The 21,947-nt window shown below is 70.5% G+C and carries 24 protein-coding genes; 13 read left to right on the forward strand and 11 right to left on the reverse strand.

Features of this window, described 5'->3' with window-relative positions:
• Positions 1-11: 11 nt before the first annotated feature.
• Positions 12-209, forward strand: a complete 198-nt coding sequence (locus tag AC3WXD_RS03920) for a hypothetical protein (protein ID WP_020205733.1) — start codon at positions 12-14, stop codon at positions 207-209.
• 120 nt (positions 210-329) lie between these two features.
• Positions 330-992, forward strand: coding sequence for a SagB/ThcOx family dehydrogenase (locus AC3WXD_RS03925; protein WP_020205732.1), 663 nt, complete (start codon positions 330-332; stop codon positions 990-992).
• 15 nt (positions 993-1,007) lie between these two features.
• Here AC3WXD_RS03925 and AC3WXD_RS03930 read toward each other — a convergent pair whose 3' ends face one another.
• The 3 genes from AC3WXD_RS03930 to AC3WXD_RS03940 form a co-directional block, all read right to left on the reverse strand.
• Positions 1,008-2,597, reverse strand: a complete 1,590-nt coding sequence (locus AC3WXD_RS03930) for an FMN-binding glutamate synthase family protein (RefSeq protein ID WP_029044186.1) — start codon at positions 2,595-2,597, stop codon at positions 1,008-1,010.
• 203 nt (positions 2,598-2,800) lie between these two features.
• Entirely contained in the window at positions 2,801-3,262 is a 462-nt protein-coding gene (locus tag AC3WXD_RS03935) for an HU family DNA-binding protein (RefSeq protein WP_029044185.1), read from the reverse strand.
• Between the two features lie 336 nt (positions 3,263-3,598).
• Entirely contained in the window at positions 3,599-3,841 is a 243-nt protein-coding gene (locus AC3WXD_RS03940) for a hypothetical protein (protein WP_454733332.1), read from the reverse strand.
• A 129-nt stretch (positions 3,842-3,970) separates the two neighbouring features.
• On the opposite strand from AC3WXD_RS03940, the gene AC3WXD_RS03945 reads away from it, so the two are divergent.
• From AC3WXD_RS03945 to AC3WXD_RS03955, 3 genes are read left to right on the forward strand one after another with little or no spacing between them, the layout of a single operon-like run.
• Positions 3,971-4,336: a PepSY domain-containing protein gene (locus AC3WXD_RS03945; protein WP_063922984.1), complete on the forward strand. Its 366-nt coding sequence runs from the start codon at positions 3,971-3,973 to the stop codon at positions 4,334-4,336.
• Between the two features lie 7 nt (positions 4,337-4,343).
• A complete protein-coding gene (locus AC3WXD_RS03950) occupies positions 4,344-5,021 on the forward strand; it encodes a response regulator transcription factor (protein ID WP_492323085.1) in 678 nt (225 codons plus the stop codon).
• A gap of 3 nt (positions 5,022-5,024) precedes the next feature.
• Positions 5,025-6,353 (forward strand): sensor histidine kinase, encoded by a 1,329-nt coding sequence (locus AC3WXD_RS03955; protein ID WP_454733333.1) that lies wholly within the window; start codon positions 5,025-5,027, stop codon positions 6,351-6,353.
• A 16-nt stretch (positions 6,354-6,369) separates the two neighbouring features.
• Here the strand turns inward: AC3WXD_RS03955 and AC3WXD_RS03960 are convergent, their stop codons facing one another.
• Positions 6,370-7,320: a DUF1338 domain-containing protein gene (locus AC3WXD_RS03960; RefSeq protein ID WP_231586447.1), complete on the reverse strand. Its 951-nt coding sequence runs from the start codon at positions 7,318-7,320 to the stop codon at positions 6,370-6,372.
• A gap of 208 nt (positions 7,321-7,528) precedes the next feature.
• On the opposite strand from AC3WXD_RS03960, the gene AC3WXD_RS03965 reads away from it, so the two are divergent.
• On the forward strand, positions 7,529-8,428 hold the full coding sequence (locus AC3WXD_RS03965) for a LysR substrate-binding domain-containing protein (RefSeq protein WP_020202806.1): 900 nt from the start codon (positions 7,529-7,531) through the stop codon (positions 8,426-8,428).
• A gap of 12 nt (positions 8,429-8,440) precedes the next feature.
• Here the strand turns inward: AC3WXD_RS03965 and AC3WXD_RS03970 are convergent, their stop codons facing one another.
• A complete protein-coding gene (locus AC3WXD_RS03970) occupies positions 8,441-8,938 on the reverse strand; it encodes an Mpo1 family 2-hydroxy fatty acid dioxygenase (protein ID WP_020202807.1) in 498 nt (165 codons plus the stop codon).
• A gap of 183 nt (positions 8,939-9,121) precedes the next feature.
• Here AC3WXD_RS03970 and AC3WXD_RS03975 point away from each other — a divergent pair, with 183 nt between their 5' ends.
• Entirely contained in the window at positions 9,122-9,823 is a 702-nt protein-coding gene (locus AC3WXD_RS03975) for a Crp/Fnr family transcriptional regulator (RefSeq protein ID WP_492323086.1), read from the forward strand.
• An 18-nt stretch (positions 9,824-9,841) separates the two neighbouring features.
• Positions 9,842-10,732: an arylamine N-acetyltransferase family protein gene (locus tag AC3WXD_RS03980; protein WP_492323087.1), complete on the forward strand. Its 891-nt coding sequence runs from the start codon at positions 9,842-9,844 to the stop codon at positions 10,730-10,732.
• Between the two features lie 14 nt (positions 10,733-10,746).
• Here AC3WXD_RS03980 and AC3WXD_RS03985 read toward each other — a convergent pair whose 3' ends face one another.
• Positions 10,747-11,520 (reverse strand): TraB/GumN family protein, encoded by a 774-nt coding sequence (locus AC3WXD_RS03985; RefSeq protein WP_492323088.1) that lies wholly within the window; start codon positions 11,518-11,520, stop codon positions 10,747-10,749.
• Between the two features lie 301 nt (positions 11,521-11,821).
• On the opposite strand from AC3WXD_RS03985, the gene AC3WXD_RS03990 reads away from it, so the two are divergent.
• Positions 11,822-12,586, forward strand: coding sequence for an SDR family oxidoreductase (locus AC3WXD_RS03990; RefSeq protein ID WP_020202811.1), 765 nt, complete (start codon positions 11,822-11,824; stop codon positions 12,584-12,586).
• Between the two features lie 107 nt (positions 12,587-12,693).
• On the forward strand, positions 12,694-14,442 hold the full coding sequence (locus tag AC3WXD_RS03995; protein ID WP_492323089.1) for a class I adenylate-forming enzyme family protein: 1,749 nt from the start codon (positions 12,694-12,696) through the stop codon (positions 14,440-14,442).
• Positions 14,443-14,506: 64 nt separating this feature from the next.
• Here the strand turns inward: AC3WXD_RS03995 and AC3WXD_RS04000 are convergent, their stop codons facing one another.
• The 4 genes from AC3WXD_RS04000 to AC3WXD_RS04015 form a co-directional block, all read right to left on the reverse strand.
• Positions 14,507-15,265, reverse strand: coding sequence for an SDR family oxidoreductase (locus AC3WXD_RS04000; RefSeq protein ID WP_059411596.1), 759 nt, complete (start codon positions 15,263-15,265; stop codon positions 14,507-14,509).
• Between the two features lie 124 nt (positions 15,266-15,389).
• Positions 15,390-15,866, reverse strand: coding sequence for a CreA family protein (locus tag AC3WXD_RS04005; RefSeq protein WP_454734028.1), 477 nt, complete (start codon positions 15,864-15,866; stop codon positions 15,390-15,392).
• 28 nt (positions 15,867-15,894) lie between these two features.
• Entirely contained in the window at positions 15,895-16,380 is a 486-nt protein-coding gene (locus tag AC3WXD_RS04010) for an acyl-CoA thioesterase (protein ID WP_029043566.1), read from the reverse strand.
• Positions 16,381-16,615: 235 nt separating this feature from the next.
• Positions 16,616-16,897 (reverse strand): HU family DNA-binding protein, encoded by a 282-nt coding sequence (locus AC3WXD_RS04015; RefSeq protein WP_020202816.1) that lies wholly within the window; start codon positions 16,895-16,897, stop codon positions 16,616-16,618.
• Between the two features lie 628 nt (positions 16,898-17,525).
• On the opposite strand from AC3WXD_RS04015, the gene AC3WXD_RS04020 reads away from it, so the two are divergent.
• Together AC3WXD_RS04020 and AC3WXD_RS04025 are read left to right on the forward strand one after the other, a co-directional pair.
• Positions 17,526-18,728, forward strand: coding sequence for an ammonium transporter (locus AC3WXD_RS04020; RefSeq protein ID WP_020202817.1), 1,203 nt, complete (start codon positions 17,526-17,528; stop codon positions 18,726-18,728).
• 169 nt (positions 18,729-18,897) lie between these two features.
• Entirely contained in the window at positions 18,898-19,734 is an 837-nt protein-coding gene (locus AC3WXD_RS04025) for a mechanosensitive ion channel family protein (protein ID WP_492323353.1), read from the forward strand.
• 16 nt (positions 19,735-19,750) lie between these two features.
• Here the strand turns inward: AC3WXD_RS04025 and AC3WXD_RS04030 are convergent, their stop codons facing one another.
• Positions 19,751-20,971: a Bcr/CflA family multidrug efflux MFS transporter gene (locus AC3WXD_RS04030; RefSeq protein WP_492323090.1), complete on the reverse strand. Its 1,221-nt coding sequence runs from the start codon at positions 20,969-20,971 to the stop codon at positions 19,751-19,753.
• A 331-nt stretch (positions 20,972-21,302) separates the two neighbouring features.
• Between AC3WXD_RS04030 and AC3WXD_RS04035 the strand changes: the two genes are divergently transcribed.
• Entirely contained in the window at positions 21,303-21,884 is a 582-nt protein-coding gene (locus AC3WXD_RS04035) for a hypothetical protein (protein WP_492323091.1), read from the forward strand.
• Positions 21,885-21,947: the final 63 nt, after the last annotated feature.

The following is a 21,947-nucleotide window of genomic DNA, read 5'->3' on the forward strand; positions in this document are numbered from 1 at the left end:
TGATGCCTGTGATGCTGAGCCCTCACGAGATCGCAGCCCTGATGATCCTTAACGATTCGGCGCGCCATCGCGAGCTGGATCCCGCCGACATCGGCGCGCTGGTCGAGCGGCAGCTGGTGCGCCTGGAAGCGCCGGTGCCCGGCTGCAAGCGGATGCACGTGACCGGAGACGGCCATCGTTTCCTGCGGGCCATCGGCTGGCTCTGCTAGCCGCCCGCGCTGTCCTTTCCATCCGCCTTCACCCGAAGCTCCCGCCAGCAGCGCATCGACCACGCCGGCCGGCACGCTGCCCGCGGCCACGTACCGCACATGATCTGAACGAGGCTTGCCATGAACCAGGAAAAACTGCTGACGTACCAGCCTGTCGCCGGACTGCTGCCGAGGCCCTCGGCCGGCACGCCGGCGAAGACCATCGCGCTGCCGGCGCCGGACATGACCACCGGGCTGCCGCTGATGGGCGCGCTCTGGCAACGCCACAGCACGCGCGAGTTCGGCACGGAGGCACTGTCGCTGCACCGCCTCGGCGAGCTGCTGTGGGCGGCCAACGGCATCAACCGCGCCGCCGCCGGCGGACATACGGCGCCCTCCGCCCACGGCATCCACGAGATCGACGTCTACGCCGCCTTGCCGGGCGGCCTGTACCGCTACGATCCGCAGCAGCATTGCCTGCTGCTCAAGCGCGACATCGACGCGCGCGGCCTGACCGGCTACCAGGACTTCGTCAAGGAAGCGGCGCTCGACCTCGTGTACGTGGTCAACCACGGCCGCATGACCGGCATGCCCAGGCAGCAGCAGGACGTGTTCTCGGGCGTGGCCGCCGGCGCCATCGCCCAGAACGTCTATCTCTACTGCGCGTCCAGCGGGCTGGCCACCGTGGTGCGCGGATGGCTGAACCAGCGCCAGCTCGCGGAAGCCATGTCGCTCAACGAGGACGAGGTGCCGGTGCTGGCGCAGTCGGTCGGGTTCCCGGCGGCCGGCGGCGCGGCGCAGTAACCCCCGCCGCGCGGCCTACAGCGCGAAGCTGTCCGCGCGCGCCAGCGGCCAGTATTTCTCGTAGAGCTGGTAGCGGAAGTTGCCGTTGAGCAGGTCGCCCGGCGCGAGGAACTTGAGCAGCTCGGACATCAGCCGCACCTCGTTGGGCGAGATGCGGCGCACGATGTGGTGCGGCTCGAGGTCGCCCGGATGCTGCAGGCCGGCGGCCTGCAGCAGTTCCTGCAGCGCGTGCAGGGTCTGGCGGTGGAAGTTGGCCACGCGCTGGGCCTTGTCCGGCACCACGATGGCGCGCTGGCGCACCGGGTCCTGGGTGGCCACGCCGACCGGGCAGCGGTCGGTGTGGCATTTCTGCGCCTGCACGCAGCCCAGCGCGAACATGAAGCCGCGCGCGGAGTTGCACCAGTCGGCGCCGGTGGCGAGCGTGCGCGCCACGTCGAAGGCGGTGATGATCTTGCCGCTGGCGCCGATGCGGATCTTGTCGCGCAGGTTTGCGCCGACCAGCGTGTTGTGGACCAGCAGCAAGCCTTCCTGCAGCGGCACGCCGATGTGATCGACGAATTCCAGCGGCGCCGCGCCGGTGCCGCCTTCGGCGCCGTCGACCACAATGAAGTCGGGCAGGATGCCGGATTCGAGCATGGCCTTGACGATGCCGAAGAATTCCCACGGATGGCCGATGCAGAGCTTGAAGCCGGTGGGCTTGCCGCCCGACAGGTCGCGCAGGCGCTCGACGAACTGCAGCAGGCCCAGCGGCGTGGAGAACTCGCTGTGGGTGGCCGGCGAGATGCAGTCCTCGCCCATGCCGATGCCGCGCGTGGCGGCGATCTCGGGCGTCACCTTGGCCGCCGGCAGCACGCCGCCGTGGCCGGGCTTGGCGCCTTGCGAGAGCTTGACCTCGATCATCTTGACCTGCGGCGAGCGGGCCTGCTCGGCGAACTTGTCGGGGTCGAAGCGGCCGTCGGCGCGGCGGCAGCCGAAATAGCCCGAGGCCACTTCCCAGATCAGGTCGCCGCCCTCGGCGCGGTGGTAGGGCGAGATCGAGCCTTCGCCGGTGTCGTGGATGAAGCCGCCGATCTTGGCGCCGCGGTTGAGCGAGCGGATCGCATTGCCGGACAGCGCGCCGAAGCTCATCGCCGACACGTTGAACACCGACAGCGAGTACGGCTGGGCGCGGCCCTCGCCGACGGTGATGCGGAAGTCGGCCGACGGGATGCGGGTGGGCGCGAGCGAGTGGCTGATCCATTCGTGGCCCGCCAGGCGCACGTCGATCTCGGTGCCGAAGGGCCGGCTGTCGACCTCGTTCTTGGCGCGCTGGTAGACCAGGCTGCGCTGCTGGCGCGAGAACGGCATCTCGTGCGTGTCGTCCTCGATGAAGTACTGGCGGATTTCCGGGCGGATGAATTCGAAGAAGAAGCGCAGGTGGCCCCAGATCGGGTAGTTGCGCAGGATGGAGTGGCGCGACTGGCCGATGTCGCGCAGGCCGACCAGCAGCAGCGCGACCGGCACGGCGAGCCAGCCCGGCGAGATGCGGTGGGCCGCGGCGAGGACCGCGCAGGCGAGCAAGGCCAGCGCGGACAACCACACCGCGCCGTAACGACGAGAAAACATGGATGCTCCTAGGTGCCGGCCCCGGGCCGGCGGCCCCGCGATTATCGCCGTTCCGCGCGAATCCGGCATGGCGGCGGTTGCCTCGCCGGATGCCGCGCATGGCGGCCGCGCGGGCGGCGCTGCAAAGAAAAAGGAGCCGGCAAGCGGCTCCTTCTCTCAAGCTGCATTCAGGCTTCCCCGTGGAAGCCCGGCACAGTCGCCGGTCAGGCGGCGGCCGCGTCCTTCAGCTTCTTCAGCGGGCGCACCTTGACCTTGACGCTCGCGGGCTTGGCCGGGAACCAGCGCTCTTCACCGGAGAACGGGTCCTTGCCGAAGCGCTTCTTCTTGGCCGGCACTTGTTGCGCCGTGACCTTCATCAGGCCGGGCAGCGTGAATTCGCCGGCGCCCTTCTTGTGCAGCGCGCTGACGATGGTGTTTTCCAGATGGGCCAGCACCGTCTTCACGGCCTTGGCTTCCAGCTGGGTCTGGGCTACCAGGTGAGCGACCAGGCTCGACTTGTTGAAGGTTTCCTTCAGCGGCTTCGGTGTTACCGCAGCAGCGGGAGCAGCCTTCTTGGCCGGCGCGGCCTTCTTGGCAGCAGCCTTTACGGGTGCTTTGGTTGCCGGTGCCTTCTTGGCAGCGGTCTTGGTTGCAGTCTTCGCGGTCGGATTCGCTTTGGTCGCCATATCGATAAATATGAGTTGAACAGAAGGATGTCGCACGGGATGTGGCACCCGATGCCGCGCTGGTTCTTGACCAGCCGGCTGTCGGCGCGCGACACCGACTGAATCATAGCGGAAACGAGCGCACGTCAAGGGGTTTTCGTGCTTGTCGATGCAAAAAGCGGGGTTTTCCCCGGGTTTTTCCGGGTTTTTTCCTGTCGTGGTGCGCCGTTGTGTCGCGTGGAAGCAGCAGCGCGCACCGCTTTGGCCCCTGAAAACAAGGGGTAAACACGAAAACGGGGAACGCGAGGCGCGCGCGCGCGCGGTACCGGCGGCGGAAAAAAATCAGCAACGTCCTAGTCATGCGTCGAGTCCGAACGCGAACACCGGCCCGAGCAGCAGCGCGCCGAGCGCGATCATCAGCAGCCCGCCGTCGAGGTGCTTCCACTCGTGCAGCACGGCGCGCGCGCCGGCGTGCGGCCAGAACAGCGCGATCACGCCGAGCAGCACCGCCGCGACCGCGCCGGCCAGCAGCAGCGCGCGCCGCGCCGTGCCGGACCGGCGGCGCGAAGGACTATCATTGGGGACGCGAAGGTCTGGCATGGCAGGCTCCCGGAAAGGCGGCAACGACGAAGGCGCCGATTGTGGCGAGCACTCCCTGAACCGTGCCTGAGCGCCGCGTTCAGCCTCCGTTCAGCCAAGCCCGCGCACCATGCGTCCACCATGCGCCCGATGAAGACAGACCCCGCCGCCCGCCGCCCCCGCTGCCGTTTTCGCTACCCGCTGCCGCTGCTGGCCGCGCTGTCGCTGCTGTGCGCCGCGGCGCCCGCGCATGCCGACAAGGACGCCGACCGCGCGCGCGCCGCGGTGCAGTCGGGCGAGATCCTGCCCCTCACCCGCATCCTGGAGACGGTCGCGGCACAGTACGCCGGCGACGTGATCGGCGTCAAGCTCGACCACGACGACGGCCTCTGGCAGTACGAGGTCAAGCTGCTGCTGCCCACCGGCGCGGTCGCCAAGCTCGAATACGATGCCCGCACCGCGGCCCTGCTCAAGGCCAAGGGGCGCGACCTCGACCAGGCCCGCAAGAAACCCTGAAGCCCGCATGCGCATCCTTCTGGTGGAAGACGAAGCCACGCTCGCCGCCCAGGTCCGTGCCAGCCTGGCCGACGCCGGCTACGCGGTCGACACCGCCGCCGACGGCATCGACGGCTGCCACCTCGGCGCCACCGAGCCCTACGACGCCGTGGTGCTCGACCTCGGCCTGCCCGGGCTGGACGGCCTGTCCGTGCTGCGCCGCTGGCGCGCGGCGCAGGTCAACGTGCCGGTGCTGATCCTGACCGCGCGCGACAGCTGGACCGACAAGGTCGAAGGCATCGACGCCGGCGCCGACGACTACCTCGCCAAGCCGTTCCGCATGGAAGAATTGCTGGCGCGCATCCGCGCGCTGATCCGGCGCGCCCACGGCATGCCGGCGCCGGAGCTGGCCTGCGGCCCGCTGCGGCTGAACCCGCGCACCGGCGTGGCCACGGTGGACGGCGCGGCCGTGGTGCTGACCGCGCACGAGTTCAAGGTGCTGGACTACCTGATGCACCACCCGGGCGCCATCGTCAGCAAGGCCACCCTGACCGGGCATATCTACGCGCAGGATTTCGACCGCGACAGCAACACCATCGAGGTCTTCGTCGGCCGCCTGCGGCGCAAGCTCGGCGTGGACGTGATCGAGACCGTGCGCGGCCAGGGCTACCGGCTGCGCCCGCCGCCCGCGCCGGCAGGAGACTGAGCCATGCGCCAGTCGCTCGCGCTGCGCCTGCTCGCGGTGGCGGCCATCTGGCTGGCCGCCGCGCTCGGCGGCACCGGCTGGCTGCTGTCCACGCTGTTCGCCCGCCACGTCAACCAGACCTACGTGCGCCAGCTCGACAACCAGCTCGCCAGCCTCGCCGCCGCGCTGGACTGGAGCGCCGACGGCAAGCTCGCGCTGACGCGCGCGCCGGCCGACCCGCGCTACGAGCTGCCCTACTCCGGCGCCTACTGGCAGGCGCAAGGCGGCGGCAGCACGCTGCGCTCGCGCTCGCTGTGGGACGCGGACATGCCCACCACGGTGGACAGCCGGGTCGCCGGCAGCCACGCCGAGGTGCGCCCCGGGCCCAACGGCCAGTCGCTGCTGGTGGTGTCGCGGCCGATCGTGCTGGCCTCGGCCGATGCGCCGGTGACGCTCTCGGTGGCGCTCGACCGCACCGAGCTGCGCGCCGCGCGCCAGGCGTTCAACCGGCTGCTGGCGTGGTCGCTCACGGCGCTCGGCGCCGGGCTGCTGCTGGCGGTGGCGGCGCAGGTGAAGTTCGGGCTGGCGCCGCTGGCGCGGCTGCGCCAGGCGCTGGCGGCCATGCAGGCGCGCCGCGAAAGCCGGCTGGGCGGCACGTGGCCGGCCGAAGTGGTGCCGCTGGTCAGCGAGATCAACAGCCTGCTGGCGCGCAATGCCGACGCGCTGGCGCGCTCGCGCCGGCAGGCCGCCGACCTCGCCCACGCGGTCAAGACGCCGCTGGCCATCCTCGCCAACGAGGCCGCCCGGCTGCCCGGCGACGCCGCGCGCGCCGCCGCCGCGCAGGTCGAGGCCATGCGCCGCCAGGTGGACCGCCACCTGGCGCGCGCGCGCGCGGCCGGCGCCGCCAGCGCGCGCGGCGCGCGCATCGAGGCCGGCCCGGCCGCGGCCGAGCTGGCGCGCGCGCTGGCCCGCCTGCATGCCGGGCGCGCGATCGCCATCGAGGTGGAAGGGGAAGGACACTTTGCCGGCGACCGCCAGGACCTGATCGAGATCCTCGGCAACCTGCTCGACAATGCCTGCCAGTGGGCCGCCTCGCGCGTGCGCGTGACGCTGGCCGAACGCGGGGAAATGCTGGAAGTGCGGGTGGAAGACGATGGCCCCGGCATGCCGGAGGCGGCGCGCGAGCTGGCCACGGCCCGCTTCGCGCGGCTCGACGAAACCGCCGCCGGCAGCGGCCTGGGGCTGGCCATCGTCAGCGAGATGGCCGCGCTCTACGACGGCGGCCTGGAACTGGGCCGCGGCGAGCTGGGCGGGCTGCTGGCCCGCCTGACGCTGCCGGCGGGCCAGCCCTGAAGCCGGCGCGCCGGCTTCAGCAGGCCGAGGCCGCGGTCATCTTGAAGATGCCCTGCGCGTTGCCGGCGTCGAAGGACAGGTCCAGCGTGCCGGCGGTGCCTTCGGTGGCGGGCACGAAGTCGCGCGTGATGAACTCGTAGAACGAGCCCGGCACGGTGCGCTTCACGATGGCGCCGTCCGCGCCGACGAAACCGCGCTCGACCGGATCGGCCTTGAACGCGGTCTGCAGCACGCGGCCCGAGCGCGAGACTTCTACCGTGTCCTTGATCGGGCGGCCCAGGCCGCGCTGCGCGTCGGCCACGGCGCGCACGTCGGCCACGCGGTCGGTGGCGTGGTTGAAGGCGTTGCCCTCGGTGGAGATCCAGGCCATCTCGGCCGATTCCTTGAGCAGCAGCTCGTAGTCGGCCAGCGCCGGCGCGGCGTGGTGGCGCTCGAAGCAGGCGGCCAGTTGCGGCACCAGGCGCGCGGCGTCGGCCAGCGGCAGGCTGGCATCGCGCTCGAGCACGGCCAGCAGCACCACGGCGTCCTCGCCCAGCGGGTCGGCGGAGCCCGACACCACGCGCGACACGGCGGCCTGGAATTCGGCGCTGAAGCGCTCCGGATGCAGTTCGCTGAGGAAATACTGGGCGATGTCGTCGGGCAGGTCGGCGTGCGCGTAGGAGCGGCCGGTCATGCCGATGCGCTCCAGCGGATAGGTGCCGTTGAGGCGGTAGCCCAGCGGCCCCAGGATGCGGGTGAAGGCGATCTCGCCGCCGGGCAGGCTGCCGCAGTCCCACTTCACGGTGCGCAGCGCGCCGTGGTCGAACACCACGCGGCCGCCGGACCGGATCACGTCGCGGGTGTAGGCCATGCCGGTTGGCACGCGCTCGAGGATGCCGGCGAACAGCACCATGTTGAGGGCCTGCGCCACTTCGGCGCGGCTGGCCGTGTCGCCGCCAGCGTTCAGCAACTCGGGCGAAACATTCATCAATTGCAGCAACTCGGTTGCCTGTGCTTCGCCACAGATGGTTTCGAGCAGGCGTTGCAGATTCGGCTTGGTCATGGTCAATACGCTGGAAATCGTTTGTTTTCGGGGGACGGCGGGAGCCTGGAGCCTCCCGGCGGCCTTATTGTGAGACCGCGCGGGACTTCGTACAATTGATAACTTCGCACCAACTTCCTTCCAAAAACGCACTATGCGCAAAGGCATACCCAGCCTCACCGCGCTGCAGATGTTCGAGGCCGCAGCGCGGCTGGGCAGCTTCACCCGCGCCGCCGACGAGCTGGCCGTGACCGAAAGCGCGGTCTGCCGGCAGATCGCCGCGCTCGAGGCGCGCCTGGGCGTGCCGCTGTTCCACCGCATCCGCAAGCGCATCGCGCTCACGCCGGCCGGCAGCACCTATGCCGAGGAAGTGCGCGAACGGCTGGACCAGATCGAGCAGGTCACGCTGGACGTGATGGCGCAGCGCCCGCGCGGGCGCGCCATCGAGCTGGCCATCGGCCCGACCTTCGCCAGCCAGTGGCTGATCCCGCGCCTGCCGCAGCTGGCGCAGGCCCTGCCCGACCTGACGCTGCACCTGTCGGCGCGCACCGAGGCGTTCGAGCTCAGCGATACCGCCTTCGACGCGGCGATCTACTACGGCGAGGGATTGTGGCCGGGCACCGAGGGCGAGCGCATCCTGCAGGAAGGCCCCTCGGTGCCGGTGTGCAGCCCGTCGCTGCTGGGGCGGCGCAAGCGGCTGGACCTGGCGCAGTTGCTGGCGCTGCCGCTGCTGCACCTGACCACCCGCCTGCGCGCGTGGCACGACTGGCTGGCGGCGGCGGGCGCGGCGCTGCCGGCGCAGGCCATGCGCGGCCCGCGCTACGACCTCTACACCATGCTGGCGCAGGCCGCCGCCGCCGGCGTGGGCGTGGCGCTGATTCCGCGCATCCTGATTGCCGAGGAGCTGGCGCAGGGCCGGCTGGTGATGCCGCTGGCCGCGCTGCCGGCCGAGGCCGAAAGCCGCAAGGCTTATTATTTCGCGCACCGGCGCGGGCTGGCGCCCGACGACAAGGTGCTGCAGCTGCGCGGCTGGCTGCTGGCGCAGGCCGCGTAGGCGGCCGCCCGCTCAGTGCGCGTGGGCGCTGACGGCCTCGCGCGTGTCGCGCGCCAGGCCGAGCGCGAAGGCGGTCTCGGCCACCAGGAACAGCGGCCCCACCACCAGGCCGGACAGGTCGTCGACGAAGGCGGGCTTGCGGCCTTCGTAATAGTGGCCGACGAACTGGATCACCCAGCCGATCACGAACAGCCCGATGCCCCAGGCCAGCCAGGCGCCGGTGGACAGCGCCGCCAGCAGGCCGCCCACATAGACGAAGCCCGCCAGGATCGCCGTCATGGCCAGCCCGAAGCCGGCCGACAGGCGCAGGTAGAACAGGCACGACAGCGCGTACAGCACCATCGCCGGGGTCAGGTAGGCCGGGCCCTCGCCGAGCGGCATGGCCGGGCGCGCGAGCAGCGTGGTCACGGCCAGGACGATCATCGGAATGCCGATAAAATGCGTGAACACATTGCGCGGATCGCGGTGGTAGGCCGCGTAGTTCGCGAGGTGGTCGATCAGTGTTTTCAACTGTGTCTCCTGCCGTCCCGCGAATGCCGCCGCTCGCCGTGCGGCTTATGATGGGGCCGGATGTGGCGGTATGGTAAAGGGGCGCCGGCACGCGGGTCTGTCCGGTTTTTGACAGTCCCCGGCCGCCCCGGCAGAGGGAAAACACCAAGCCCGCCAGGCCAGACAAAAACACAGGAGACGACGATGCCCGCAACGCCACGCGCGCAGCCGCCCGACCCGCTGCCGGTGCTGCGCGCGGGAAGCTGGTTCGCCGCGCTGCCCGCGGCCATGCAGGACGCGCTGCTGCGCGACGCCACGCCGCGCCGGCTGGCCGCCGGTCAGTTGCTGTTCGCGCGCGGCGACGCCTTCGACGGCATCTTCGCGGTGCTCGCCGGCACGCTGCAGATCGACGCCCACAGCGCCGCCGGCAAGGCCGCCCTGCTTGGCCTGCTGGTCCCGGGCGCGTGGTTCGGCGAGATCTGCCTGTTCGACGGCCTGGCGCGCACCCACGACGCGCACGCCACCAGCGCCGCCACCGTGCTGCACCTGCCGCGCGACAAGCTCTACGCCATGCTGGCGCAGCATCCGCAATGGTGGCGCGAGTTCGGCAAGCTGCTGGCGGCCAAGACGCGCGAGGCCTTTCATTACGTGGAAGAGACCCAGGTGCTGCCGCCGCTGGCGCGCACCGCGCGCCGGCTGGCGGCGATGGCGCAGGCCTACGGCGACCTGCCCGCCGGCGGGCGCCGCTCCGTGCACATCCCGCAGGAGCAGCTCGGCCAGATGCTCGGGCTCTCGCGCCAGACCGTCAACCACGCGCTGCGCGAGCTGGAAGCGCGCGGGCTGCTGCGGCTGCATTACGCCGATATAGAACTGCTCGACGTGCCGGCGCTGCTGGCGCTGTCCTGACCTCGCATGACGATACCCATGACCACACTGAACACGCCGACCACGCCGACCACGCTGAGCGCCCCGCGCCTGCAAGCCTATCTCGGCCACATCGGCCACCCTCATCCGCCGGCCCCCGACCGCGCCGCGCTCGACAGCCTGATCGCCGCGCACCTGGCGCGGATTCCGTTCGAGAACATCGACGTGCTGCTGCAGCGGCCCGTGCGCATCGGCATCGACGCCGTGTTCGACAAGCTGGTAAGCCGGCGCCGCGGCGGCTATTGCTTCGAGCACAACACCCTGCTGGCCGCCGCGCTGCGCGCGCTCGGCTACGGCGTCACGGCGCTGGCCGCGCGCGTGCGCTGGCACGTGCCGGACGCGGTGCCGACCATGCAGTCGCACATGCTGCTGCGCGTGGAAGCCGCGCACCTGAGCCATATCGTGGACGTGGGCTTCGGCGGCCCCACGCCGTACCGCGCGCTGCCGCTGCCGCCGGCCGGCGAGGCCGATCCCGCGTTCCCCTACCGGCTGGCCGCGGCCCCGGCGGATGCCGCGCCCGCGGCCTTCCACCAGTACGACATGGAAGCGCGCGGCGCCGAGGGCTGGTTCCGTCTCTACCGCTTCGACCTCTCGCCGCAGCAGGAGATCGACTACGAGCAGCGCAACTGGTACACCGCCACCCACCCGGACAGCCTGTTCCGCAACAGCCTCACCGTGGCGCGCTCGCAGGGCGAGGCGCGGCTCACCCTGCTCGACGGCGAGTTCCACGTGCGCGCGGCGGACGGCAGCGTGCAGCGCGAACGGCTCGATGCGCCCGATGATGTGATCGCGCTGCTGGCCGGGCGCTTCGGCCTGGCGCTGGAGCCGGCCGACGCGCAGGCGCTGAAGGCGATGCTGCCGGCGCTGTTGTCAGCATCGCGCGCCGGCTGAGCGCCGGCCGCGTGTCAGGCGCCGGCCGGCTGCGTCTCGAATCCGGCCTGCGCGAGCAGCGCCGGCAAGCCGGTCTCGCCGACCAGGTGCAGCGCGCCGACCACCACCAGCGCCGGCGTGCGCGCGGCGATCAGCGCCAGGATCTTCGGCAGCCACAGCCGGTTGCGCGCGTCGACCAGGGCCGCCAGCGTGGCCGGCCACTGCGCGCGCCGCTGCGCCAGCAGCGCGGCGAACGGCGCGGCCTGCCCGCTGCGCCACCAGCGCACCATGTCGGCCGGCTCGGCGGCGGCCAGCGCGGGCTGCGCGGCGAAGAACGCCAGCATGCCGAGCTGCTCGTGCAGCGGCACGTCGCGCAGCAGGCGCAGCGCCTCGCCGGCGTCTTCGAGCGCCTCGGCGGGCAGGCCGTCCGCCCGCGCGCGCATCCACAGGTAGCGGTCCACGCCGTGCTGCGCCACGATGCCCTGCCGCGCCGCCAGCGCGAACTGCAGGTGCAGCGCCGCGAACACCGGACGCAGGCGCTCCAGCTCGGCGGCGGGCAGGCCGAAGTCCTGCCACAGCGCCCGCACCTGCCCGAGCACGGCGGGCGCGAGATGCCGGCCGAGGCCGTCTCCTTCCGGGAAATAGGCCGCGCCGCCGTCCGGCACGCGGTCCAGCGCGACCTCGAAGACCACGCGCGAGGCCGCGCGGTAAGCCTGTTCCGCCGCCGGCGCCAGCGCCGTGAGCGGCGCATCGAGTACGTGGATGGCGCCAAGCAGGGCGACGCCGGTGTTCCTGATTTGCCAAAGCATGAAGCATATCTCCCCGGCGCGGGCAATGCCGCCGCCGCGCCGCCAGCATACCGCCTCCCGCTGTGCAGAACACGGCCATGCACCGCGTGAATTGCCGGCAGAAAAAACACTGATAAGCCGGGCCGGCCGCCGCTTTGCGTGTGGACTGGGCCATGCCGCCCGACCATAATCTACCGGGCGGTAGCATTGCGCGGCGCGCCGGCAGGTCCGGCGGGTCTGGCTTCCGCGCCCGCATCCCGATCACGCTTTTCATAAAACATCCGGTCCCGCGCGGCGAGGACCCGGACATCTGGAGACACGCATGTCATTGTTCGACCTGACCGGCAAGGTTGCCATCGTCACCGGCTCTTCGCGCGGCATCGGCCGCGCCATCGCGGAGCAGATGGCGGTACAGGGCGCCCGTGTGGTGATTTCCTCGCGCAAGGCCGAGGCCTGCCAGGAAGTCGTCGACGCCATCAATGGCAGGCATGGCGCCGGCACCGCCATCGCCGTGCCCGCCAACATCTCCTCCAAGGAAGACCTGCAGCGGCTGGTCGACGAGACCAGCCGCGCCTTCGGCAAGATCGACGTGCTGGTCTGCAACGCCGCCTCCAACCCCTACTACGGGCCCATGAGCGGCGTCACCGACGAGCAGTTCCGCAAGGTGCTGGACAACAACGTCATCTCCAACCACTGGCTGATCCAGATGGTGGCGCCGCAGATGATCGCGCGCCGCGACGGCTCCATCATCATCGTGTCGTCGATCGGCGGGCTGCGCGGCTCGCCCACCATCGGCGTGTACAACGTGTCGAAGGCGGCCGACTTCCAGCTCGCGCGCAACCTCGCGGTGGAGTTCGGCCCGCACAACGTGCGCGTGAACTGCATCGCGCCGGGGCTGATCAGGACCGACTTCGCGCGCGCGCTGTGGGAAGACCCGGAGCGCTACAAGCAGTCGACCCAGGGCGCGCCGCTGCGCCGCATCGGCGAGCCGGTGGAGATCGCCGGCGCGGCGGTGTTCCTGGCCTCGGCGGCCAGCACCTTCATGACCGGGCAGGCGATGGTGGTGGACGGCGGCGTGACGATCTGAGCCGCGCGGGCGCGCCCGCGCCCGCGCGCGCGCCCACTGTTCCCGCTGTTCCCTCGGGAGTCCGCCGGCGGCGGGCTCCATTCCGCCATGCAGTCAGGGAGGCACCGATGCCGAACCAACCGCAAGCGGCCGCGTCCTGGCCGGCCATCAGCCTGGCCGAGGCGCATGCCCGCCTCACCGCGCCCGGCGCGCCGTTCGAGACCGAGACGCGCGTCATCCGCGGCATTCCCACCACCATCTTCAGGAACGCGCCGCCCACGTTGCGCGAGCTGTTCCTGCTCGCCCGCGCGCAGGGCGGCAAGACCTTCGTGGTCTATGAGGACGAACGGGTCTCGTACGACGCCTTCGGCCGCGCCGCGCTGACGGTGGCGCACGCGCTGGCCCGCGACGGCGTGCGCAAGGGCGACCGCGTGGCGCTGGCCATGCGCAACCTGCCCGAGTGGCCGGTGATCTTCTACGGCGCGCTGCTGGCCGGCGCCATCATCACGCCGCTCAACGCCTGGTGGACCGGCGCCGAGCTCGAATACGGGCTGGCCGATTCGGGCAGCCGGGTCGCCTTCGTCGACGACGAGCGCCTGGGCCGCATCCTCGAACACCTGCCCGGCTGCCCCGCGCTGGAAAAGGTCTACGTCAGCCGCGCCGGCGCCGCGCGCGGCGACGCGCGCATCGCCGCGCTGGAAAGCCTGCTCGGCGCGCCCGATGCGTGGGCCGCGCTGCCCGCGCTGCCGGTGCCGGACATCGCCATCGAGCCGGACGACGACGCCACCATCTTCTACACCTCCGGCACCACCGGCAAGCCCAAGGGCGCGCTCGGCACGCACCGCAACTCGGCCACGGTGGCGGTGGCCGGCCTGTTCAGCCCGATGCGCAACTGCCTGCGCCGCGGCGAGCCGATTCCCGCGCCCGATCCGCTGGCGCCGCAGAAAGGCATGCTGCTGTCGGTGCCGTTCTTCCACGTCACCGGCTGCATGGCGGCGCTCAACGGCGCGCTGGCCAACGGCAGCAAGATGGTGCTGATGCGCCGCTGGGAGCCGCTGCGCGCGATGGCGCTGATCGAGCGCGAGCGCTGCACGGCGGCGGGCGGCGTGCCGACCATCGCGTGGCAGCTCATCGAGCATCCCGAGCGCGCGCGCTTCGACCTGACCTCGCTGGAGAACATGAACTACGGCGGCGCGCCCGCCTCCGCCGAGCTGGTCCGGCGCATCACCGAGGTGTTCCCGCATTCGGCGCCGGGCATCGGCTGGGGCATGACCGAGACCTCGGCCACCTTCACCAGCCACAGCGCCGAGGAATACGTGGCGCGCCCGGAAAGCAGCGGCCCTGCGCTGCCGGTGGGCGAGATGAAGATCGTGGACGGGCGCGGGCGCGCGCTGCCCGCGGGCGAGACCGGCGAGCTGATGGTGCGCGGCGCGAACGTGGTGCGCGGCTACTGGAACAAGCCCGAGGCCACCGCGCAGGCCTTCGTGGACGGCTGGCTCCGGACCGGCGACATCGCGCGGCTGGACGAGGACGGTTTTCTGTACATCGTGGACCGCATGAAGGACATGCTGATCCGCGGCGGCGAAAACATCTACTGCATCGAGGTCGAAAGCGCGCTCTACGGCCACCCCGCGGTGATGGACGCGGCGCTGGTCGGCATCGCCCACCGCACGCTGGGCGAGGAGCCGGCCGCGGTGGTCGCGCTGAAGCCCGGCGCGCAGGTCACGGAAGCCGAGCTGCAGGCCTTCGTGGGCGAGCGGCTGGCCGCGTTCAAGGTGCCGGTGCGGATCGTGTTCTGCCCGGAGATGCTGCCGCGCAACGCCAACGGCAAGATCCTGAAGTCGACGCTGCGCAAGATGTTCGATGCGGCGGCCTGACGCTGGCCCGACGCGGCCACGGCGGCACGGCTGCGTGCCGGCCCCGCGTTCCGCGCCGCGCCGCTCAGCCGCGCCCGACGAACGGCATCTTGGTGGCCATCACGGTCATGAACTGCACGTTGGCGTCGAGCGGCAGGTTGGCCATGTGGACCACCGAGCTGGCCACGTGGGCCACGTCCATGAGCGGCTCCGGCGCGATCTCGCCGTTGGCCTGCGGCACGCCGCGCGCCATGCGCGAGGCCATGTCGGTGGCGGCGTTGCCGATGTCGATCTGGCCGCAGGCGATGTCGTGGGCGCGGCCGTCGAGCGAGAGGCTCTTGGTCAGGCCGGTGATGGCGTGCTTGGTGGCCGTGTACGGCACCGTGTTCGGCCGCGGCGCGTGCGCCGAGATCGAGCCGTTGTTGATGATGCGCCCGCCGCGCGGGCTCTGCGACTTCATCAGCGCGAAGGCCGCGCGCGAGCACAGGAACACGCCGGTCAGGTTGGTGTTGACCACCGCCAGCCACTGCTCCACCGACAGTTCGTCGATCGGCACCGCCGGCGCGTTGATGCCGGCGTTGTTGAACAGCACGTCGAGCCGGCCGAATTCCTTGCGGACCGTCTCGAACAGGCGCTCCACCGAGGCCGGGTCGCCCACGTCGCACTGCACCGCCAGCGCGACGTGGCCGTCCGCGCGCGCCTGCGCGGCCAGCGCCTCGATCGATTCGGCCGTGCGGCCGGCGAACACCACGCGGTAGCCCGCCGCCAGCAGCGCCTGCGCCACCGCCTTGCCGATGCCGCGGGCCGCGCCCGTCACCAGCGCCACCTTGCCTTGCTGAGTCATGTTGTCTTCTCCGATGCTTGATTGGAATTGCAGCGGGCCGGGCCCGGGGCCTGGCCCGCCGGATGGGAATGCGTGGACGATGCTGGACGATGCGGATATGGCGGGAAGCGGGATCCCGGCGGCGCTACCTGATCGGAATCGGCGTGTCCGCCCCCACCGGCACCGCGGTCACGCTGTTCTGCGGACTGCCGGAGACGATGCGGTCGGAATACGTGAGGTAGACCAGCGTGTTGCGCTTGCGGTCCACCGTGCGCACCACGTGCAGCGCCTTGAACAGGATCGACATGCGCTCGGAGAACACATTGTCCTGCTGGCGCAGCGGCTCCTTGAACGAGATCGGGCCCACCTGGCGGCAGGCGATCGAGGCTTCGGCCGGGTCCTCCGCCATGCCGAGCGATCCCTTGATGCCGCCGGTGCGCGCGCGCGACACGTAGCAGGTCACGCCCGCCACCACCGGATCGTCATAGGCTTCGATCACCACCTTGTCGGAGCCCGTGATGCGGAAATTGGTGCTGACGCTGCCGATCTCCTCGGCCCGCGCCGGCAGCGCGAGCGCCAGCAGCGCCGGCACGGCAAGGGCAAAAGCGAGCTTGCGCTTCATCATGGTCTGCATGGCCGCGCCCATCGTCTCAGGACGCCTTGCCGGTGATCTCGTCATGCCGTTTTTCCATTTCCTGGCGCAGCTGGCGGCGCGCCTGCGCGGCGGCGAAGCGCTGGCGCTCCACCTCGTCGCGCGGCTGCAGCGTCGGCACCTCGGCCGGGGCGCCGTTGTCGTCCACCGCCACCATCGTGAAGTAGCAGCTGTTGGTATGGCGCACCAGCTTGCTGCGGATGTTCTCCGTCACCACCTTGATGCCGATCTCCATCGAGCTGCGGCCCGTGTAGTTGACCGCCGCCAGGAACGTCACCAGTTCGCCGACGTGGATCGGCTGGCGGAACACCACCTGGTCCACCGACAGCGTCACCACGTAGCGCCCCGCGTAGCGGCTGGCGCAGGCATAGGCCACCATGTCGAGATACTTGAGGATGGTGCCGCCGTGCACGTTGCCGGAGAAGTTGGCCATGTCCGGTGTCATCAACACGGTCATGGAAAGCTGGTGGGACAGGTCATTCATGATCAAAATCCGGATTCTGGGGGCTGCCGGGCAGGTCCGCGAAGGCCCGCGCCGATGCCCGGCAGTGTAACCCGGAACGGCCGCGCCGCCGCGCCCGCGCGGGCGGGGACGATGCCGCCGGCGATACCGCCGGAGACACGGGCAATGAGATGCGGGAGATGGGAATGCGGGACGATAAAAAAGCGGCCTTTCGAGGCCGCCTTCTCATTTCCGCTGCGCTGCAGACGCGAACTGCTTACTTCTTCTTGTTCACAGCGTCCTTGAAGCCTTGGCCGGCGGAGAACTTCACCGTCTTGGCGGCCGGAATCTTGATGGTTTCGCCAGTACGCGGGTTGCGGCCGGTGCGCGCTGCGCGCTTGCCCGAGCCAAAGCTGCCGAAACCCACCAGCGTTACCGAATCACCCTTGGCAACCGCCTTCTTAATGTTGTCCAGAGCGGCATTCAGCGCGCGCTCTGCTGCAGCATTGCTCAGTTCCGCGTCAGCGGCGATGGCAGATACCAGTTCACCTTTATTCATGGCTGATTTCCCTTGTTGGTCGTCGTCATCGGAGTGTCTGCCACGCGGCAAATCACCGATCGGCGCAGTCTAATCCGCGCTTTACGCATTGGGCAATCCCCAGTGGCACCAATGCAACGAAAAAAGCCGGAAATCCTTGAGTCAAGCGCCTTTGCGGGGAATTTACACTCCTTTTCCACGCTTTCAAATACGGTTCGTGAGGGTAGCCGAATTCGAACGCGCGTAAGTCCGCGGGCACGGCGCGCGAGCCTGTCCGGCACCGGCCGCCCGCCCCCGCCGCGCGGCCCGGAAGCCCCTGGCGCCCCCGTCGGAACCGGCAGCGCCACCGACGCCGCCATGCACCGATATGGCGACAACGCTCATTTTGGTGCAGACCGACGCCATCCACACGCCCCAAATCAATGCACCGCATCATTTTGGCGCAGGCCGCGCGGGCCGCCGGCTCGCCTCCCGGCGCGCGGCACGGCACATTCTGCCCGCCCGCGGCCGACATTGCCAGTCCCCGATCGCCACCGCCGGCCACAAAGCAGTGCGGCAACCACCAAGACGGTGCAGTCATGCACCTGCATGGGACCAATCTGGAACGGTTATTGCATACGGGTGCTCCCATTTTGAGCATGAGGAATGTATGGACAATTGGAAGAGCGGCACCGATGCCCTGTTCATCCTGTTAGGGGCGATCATGGTGCTCGCCATGCACGCGGGCTTTGCGTTTCTTGAGCTCGGCACGGTGCGCAAGAAAAACCAGGTCAATGCGCTGGTCAAGATTTTGGTGGATTTCGCCATATCCACGATTGCCTATTTCTTTATCGGCTATACGGTGGCTTATGGCGTGGAGTTCCTCGCCAGCGCCCAGACGCTGGCGCAGCGCAGCGGTTATGAACTGGTGAAGTTCTTCTTCCTGGCGACATTTGCCGCGGCCATTCCGGCGATTATCTCGGGCGGCATTGCCGAGCGCTCGCGTTTCAACCCGCAACTGGTGGCCACCTTCGTCCTGGTCGGCCTGGTCTACCCGTTCTTCGAGGGCATCGCCTGGAACAACCGCTTCGGCGTGCAGGACTGGATCGCCTCGGTGGCCGGCGCCCCGTTCCACGACTTCGCCGGCTCGGTGGTGGTCCATGCGATGGGCGGCTGGATCGCGCTGCCGGCCATCCTGCTGCTGGGCGCGCGCCGCGGCCGCTACCAGAAGGATGGCCGCATCAGCGCGCATCCGCCCTCCAACATCCCGTTCCTGGCGCTGGGCGCCTGGGTGCTGGCGGTGGGCTGGTTCGGCTTCAACGTGATGAGCGCGCAGACCGTCGACAAGATCAGCGGGCTGGTGGCGATCAACTCCCTGATGGCGATGGCCGGCGGCACGCTGGCGGCCTGGGCCGCGGGCCGCAACGATCCCGGCTTCGCCTACAACGGGCCGCTGGCCGGGCTGGTGGCGGTGTGCGCGGGCTCGGACCTGATGCACCCGCTGGGCGCGCTGATCACCGGCGCCATCGCCGGCGTGCTGTTCGTCTATCTGTTTACGCTGGCGCAGAACAAATGGCACATCGACGACGTGCTGGGCGTGTGGCCGCTGCACGGCCTGTGCGGCGCGTGGGGCGGCATTGCCGCCGGCATCTTCGGCGCGCGCGCGCTGGGCGGCATCGGCGGCGTCTCGCTGGTCGCGCAACTGATCGGCACCCTGCTGGGCATCGTCATCGCCCTGGTCGGCGGCACCGTGGTCTACGGCACGCTCAAGAAGGTGGTCGGCATCCGGCTCGATGCCGAATCGGAATACAACGGCGCGGATCTCTCGCTGCACCGCATCTCGGCCACGCCGGAGCGCGAAACCAGCTGGTGAGCCGGCCGCCGCAGCAGACACCAAGCCCCACAATTCTGTGCTTGAACTTCCGCTCGCCGCAACGCAATAATGCGTAGCCCGCACGTGCGCCGCGCCGCCGGCGCGCGCGGGCGGCGCCGCACGACGTTCGGTGTTCATGAACCTGCAAGAGCCGGCAAGGGAGAACGCGATGGATGCCACCACGCTGCAGAAGCTACAGGAAGTCGTCGTCGCCTACGCGACGGAGTTTGGGGTCAAGGTGCTTGCCGCCCTGGCCTTCTGGGTGATCGGCCGCTGGCTGATCCATTTCGTGGTGCGCCTGGTGCAGGGCTCGCTGGCCAAGCAGAAGGTCGACCCCACGCTGCTGCGCTACGTCGGCTCGATCGTCACGGTCACGCTGAACGTGGTGCTGGTGATCGGCATCCTCGGTTATTTCGGCATCCAGACCACCACCTTCGCCGCGCTGATCGCGGCGGCCGGCGTGGCCGTCGGCATGGCGTGGTCGGGCCTGATGGCCAACTTCGCCGCGGGCGCCTTCCTGGTGGTGCTGCGCCCGTTCAAGGTCGGCGACTTCGTGACGGTGGCCGGCGTGACCGGCACGGTCAGGGAGATCGGCCTGTTCGCCACCACGCTGGACACGCCCGACAACGTGCTGACCGTGGTCGGCAACAACAAGATCTTCTCCGACACCATCCAGAACTTCAGCGCCAACGCCTTCCGCCGCGTCGAGCTCAAAGCCCAGCTGGCCGGCAGCACCGATGCGGCCGCGGCCATCGCGCTGCTCAAGGAACGCCTGGCCGCGCTGCCCAACGTCCTGGCCGAGCCCGCGCCGGACGTGGAAATCCTGGAGTTCACGCTGGTCGGCCCGGTCCTGGCGGTGCGCCCGTACTGCCATAACGACAATTACTGGCAGGTGTATTTCGACACCAACCGCGTCATCCGCGAGAGCTTCGGCGAAGCCGGCTACGCCGCGCCGATGCCGGCGCAACTGGTGGTCGTGCAGCAAAGCGGCGCCGCCGCGTCCTGACCCCGCGCGGCCCGGCTCATGCCGGGCGCTGCGCCTGCATGCCGGCGCGGCCGACCAGGCGCATGCCCACCGCGCCGATCCCGCACACCGCCATGACCACGGCGAGCGGCAGCGCGGTGCCGTCGCGCCAGACGCTGACCGCGGCGCCGGCCAGCGTGCCGAGCGAAAACTGCAGCGTGCCCATCAGCGCCGAGGCCGTGCCGGCCCGGTGGCCCTGATGGGCCATCGCCAGCGCCGACGCATTGGGCAAGATGCAGCCCAGGCTGCCGATGAACACGAAGAACCCCGCCAGCAGCACCGGCAGCGGCGCCGTGCCCGCCAGCGCCACCGCGGCCAGCGTCACGCCGGCCGCGCAAGGCGCCAGCAGCGCGCCGCGCAGCACGTGGTCGAGCGCGCGGTTGCGCACCAGCCGCGCGTTGACCTGCGACATGGCGATCAGGCCCAGCGCATTGGTGCCGAACACGAAGCCGTAGTGCGATGGCGCGATGCCATGCAGCTCGATCAGCACGAACGGCGAACCCGCGATGTACGCGAACATGCCGGCCTGCGCGCAGCCGGCCGACAGCGAATAGCCGACGAAGCCGCGGTCGCGCAGCAGCTCGCCATAGTTGGACAGCACGCGGCCCAGGCGCAGCGGCATGGCGCTGGCGTGGTCGAGCGACTCTTCCATGTAGCGGTGGACCACCAGCAGGATCAGCAGGCTGGCGCCGCACAGCAGCCAGAAGATGGCGCGCCAGCCGAACACGCCGAGCACGGCGCCGCCGATGATCGGCGCCAGGATCGGCGCCAGCCCCATGACCAGCATCAGCGAGGAAAAGGCGCGCGCGGACTCGTGCGCCTCGAGCCGGTCGCGGATCACCGCGCGCGCCATCACCATGCCCGCGCAGCCGCCCAGCGCCTGCAGGAAGCGCCACAGCATCAGCGCCTCGACGTCGCGCGCGAGCGCGCAGCCGGCCGCGGCCGCCGCGTACAGCGCCAGCCCGGCATAGAGCGGCGGCTTGCGCCCGAAGCGGTCGCTGATCGGGCCATAGAAAGCCTGCCCCGCCGCCAGCCCCACCAGGAAGGTGCCCAGCGTCAGTTGCACGCGCCCGATGTCCACGCCGAGATCCGCCGCCAGCGCGGGAAAGCTCGGCAGGTACATGTCGATGGACAGCGGCCCCAGCGCGGTCAGCGACGCGCATACCAGCAGCCAGAGGGGGAAACGCGCGGCCCGGGGGGCGCGGGCGGAGAGGCTCATCGGAACATCCTGGGGAACGGGGGACGCGCAGCCGGCGGCGCGCGCGGGGAACGGCAAGGCGAAAGGCGTAATTGTTGCATAGCGTAACAAGCCGCGCATCCGCGGCGGCAAACGCGGATGATGCTGGCGCGCGCGGCGTGCGCGCGCCCGGCGGCGAAGGTCCGCGCCCGGGCGCGCCGCCGCGCGGCGTGGATCAGGGGGGCTGGCTTTCAACCGCGGCAAGGCCAAGGGTACAATGCCACCCTGTCGGCCGCCCGGGGCGGACGGTCACGCAGCCCGACGCACCGCGGAAGCCAGCCTGCCGGCATGGCTTCCGGCAACGTTTTCCTGCATGAGAACAAGACACGCTCTGCTTACCGCCTTACTGACCCTGGCCGCCGCCGGCGCGGCCAGCTTGCCGTGGGCGCGGCACGCGCACGCGGCCCCGCCGCCCGCCAAAGCCGCCGCCTCCGCTCCTGCGGCGCCGCCCGACGAAGCCGACGCGCTGGCCCAGATGCTCAAGGGCGCGGCCACCGGCCAGAACACCGGCGCGGCCGGCGTGCCCGAACTGCTGCGCAACACCGCGCGGCCGGACAACATCCTGGCGCGCGCCTGCCGCCAGCTCAACGACATGCTGCCGATCGACATCGACGGCGAGACGCGCCTGCGCCGCTGCCAGTCGGTGCCGGGCAAGCACGTGCTGTTCCAGCTCGAGCTCACCAAGTACCGCGGCCCGATGCTGGACCTCGCCAGCTTCGAACTCAGCTATGCCGCGCCCCTGCAGCGCAATATCTGCGCTAACCGCGACGTGGAAATCCTCACCAAGCTCGGCGTGAGCATGATGTTCCGCTACATGACGCGCAGCGAGCGCGGCGAGCGCCGCGTGGGCGATGTCTACATCAACGCGCCGATCTGCACCTCGGCACTGCGCTAGCGCGCCGGCCCGCGATCGCGCCGGACAAGCCTGCTTGAGGTCCGGGACACCGCCCCCTCCCTC

The sequence above is a fragment of the Cupriavidus sp. FW216-B1 genome (genome assembly GCF_058789195.1).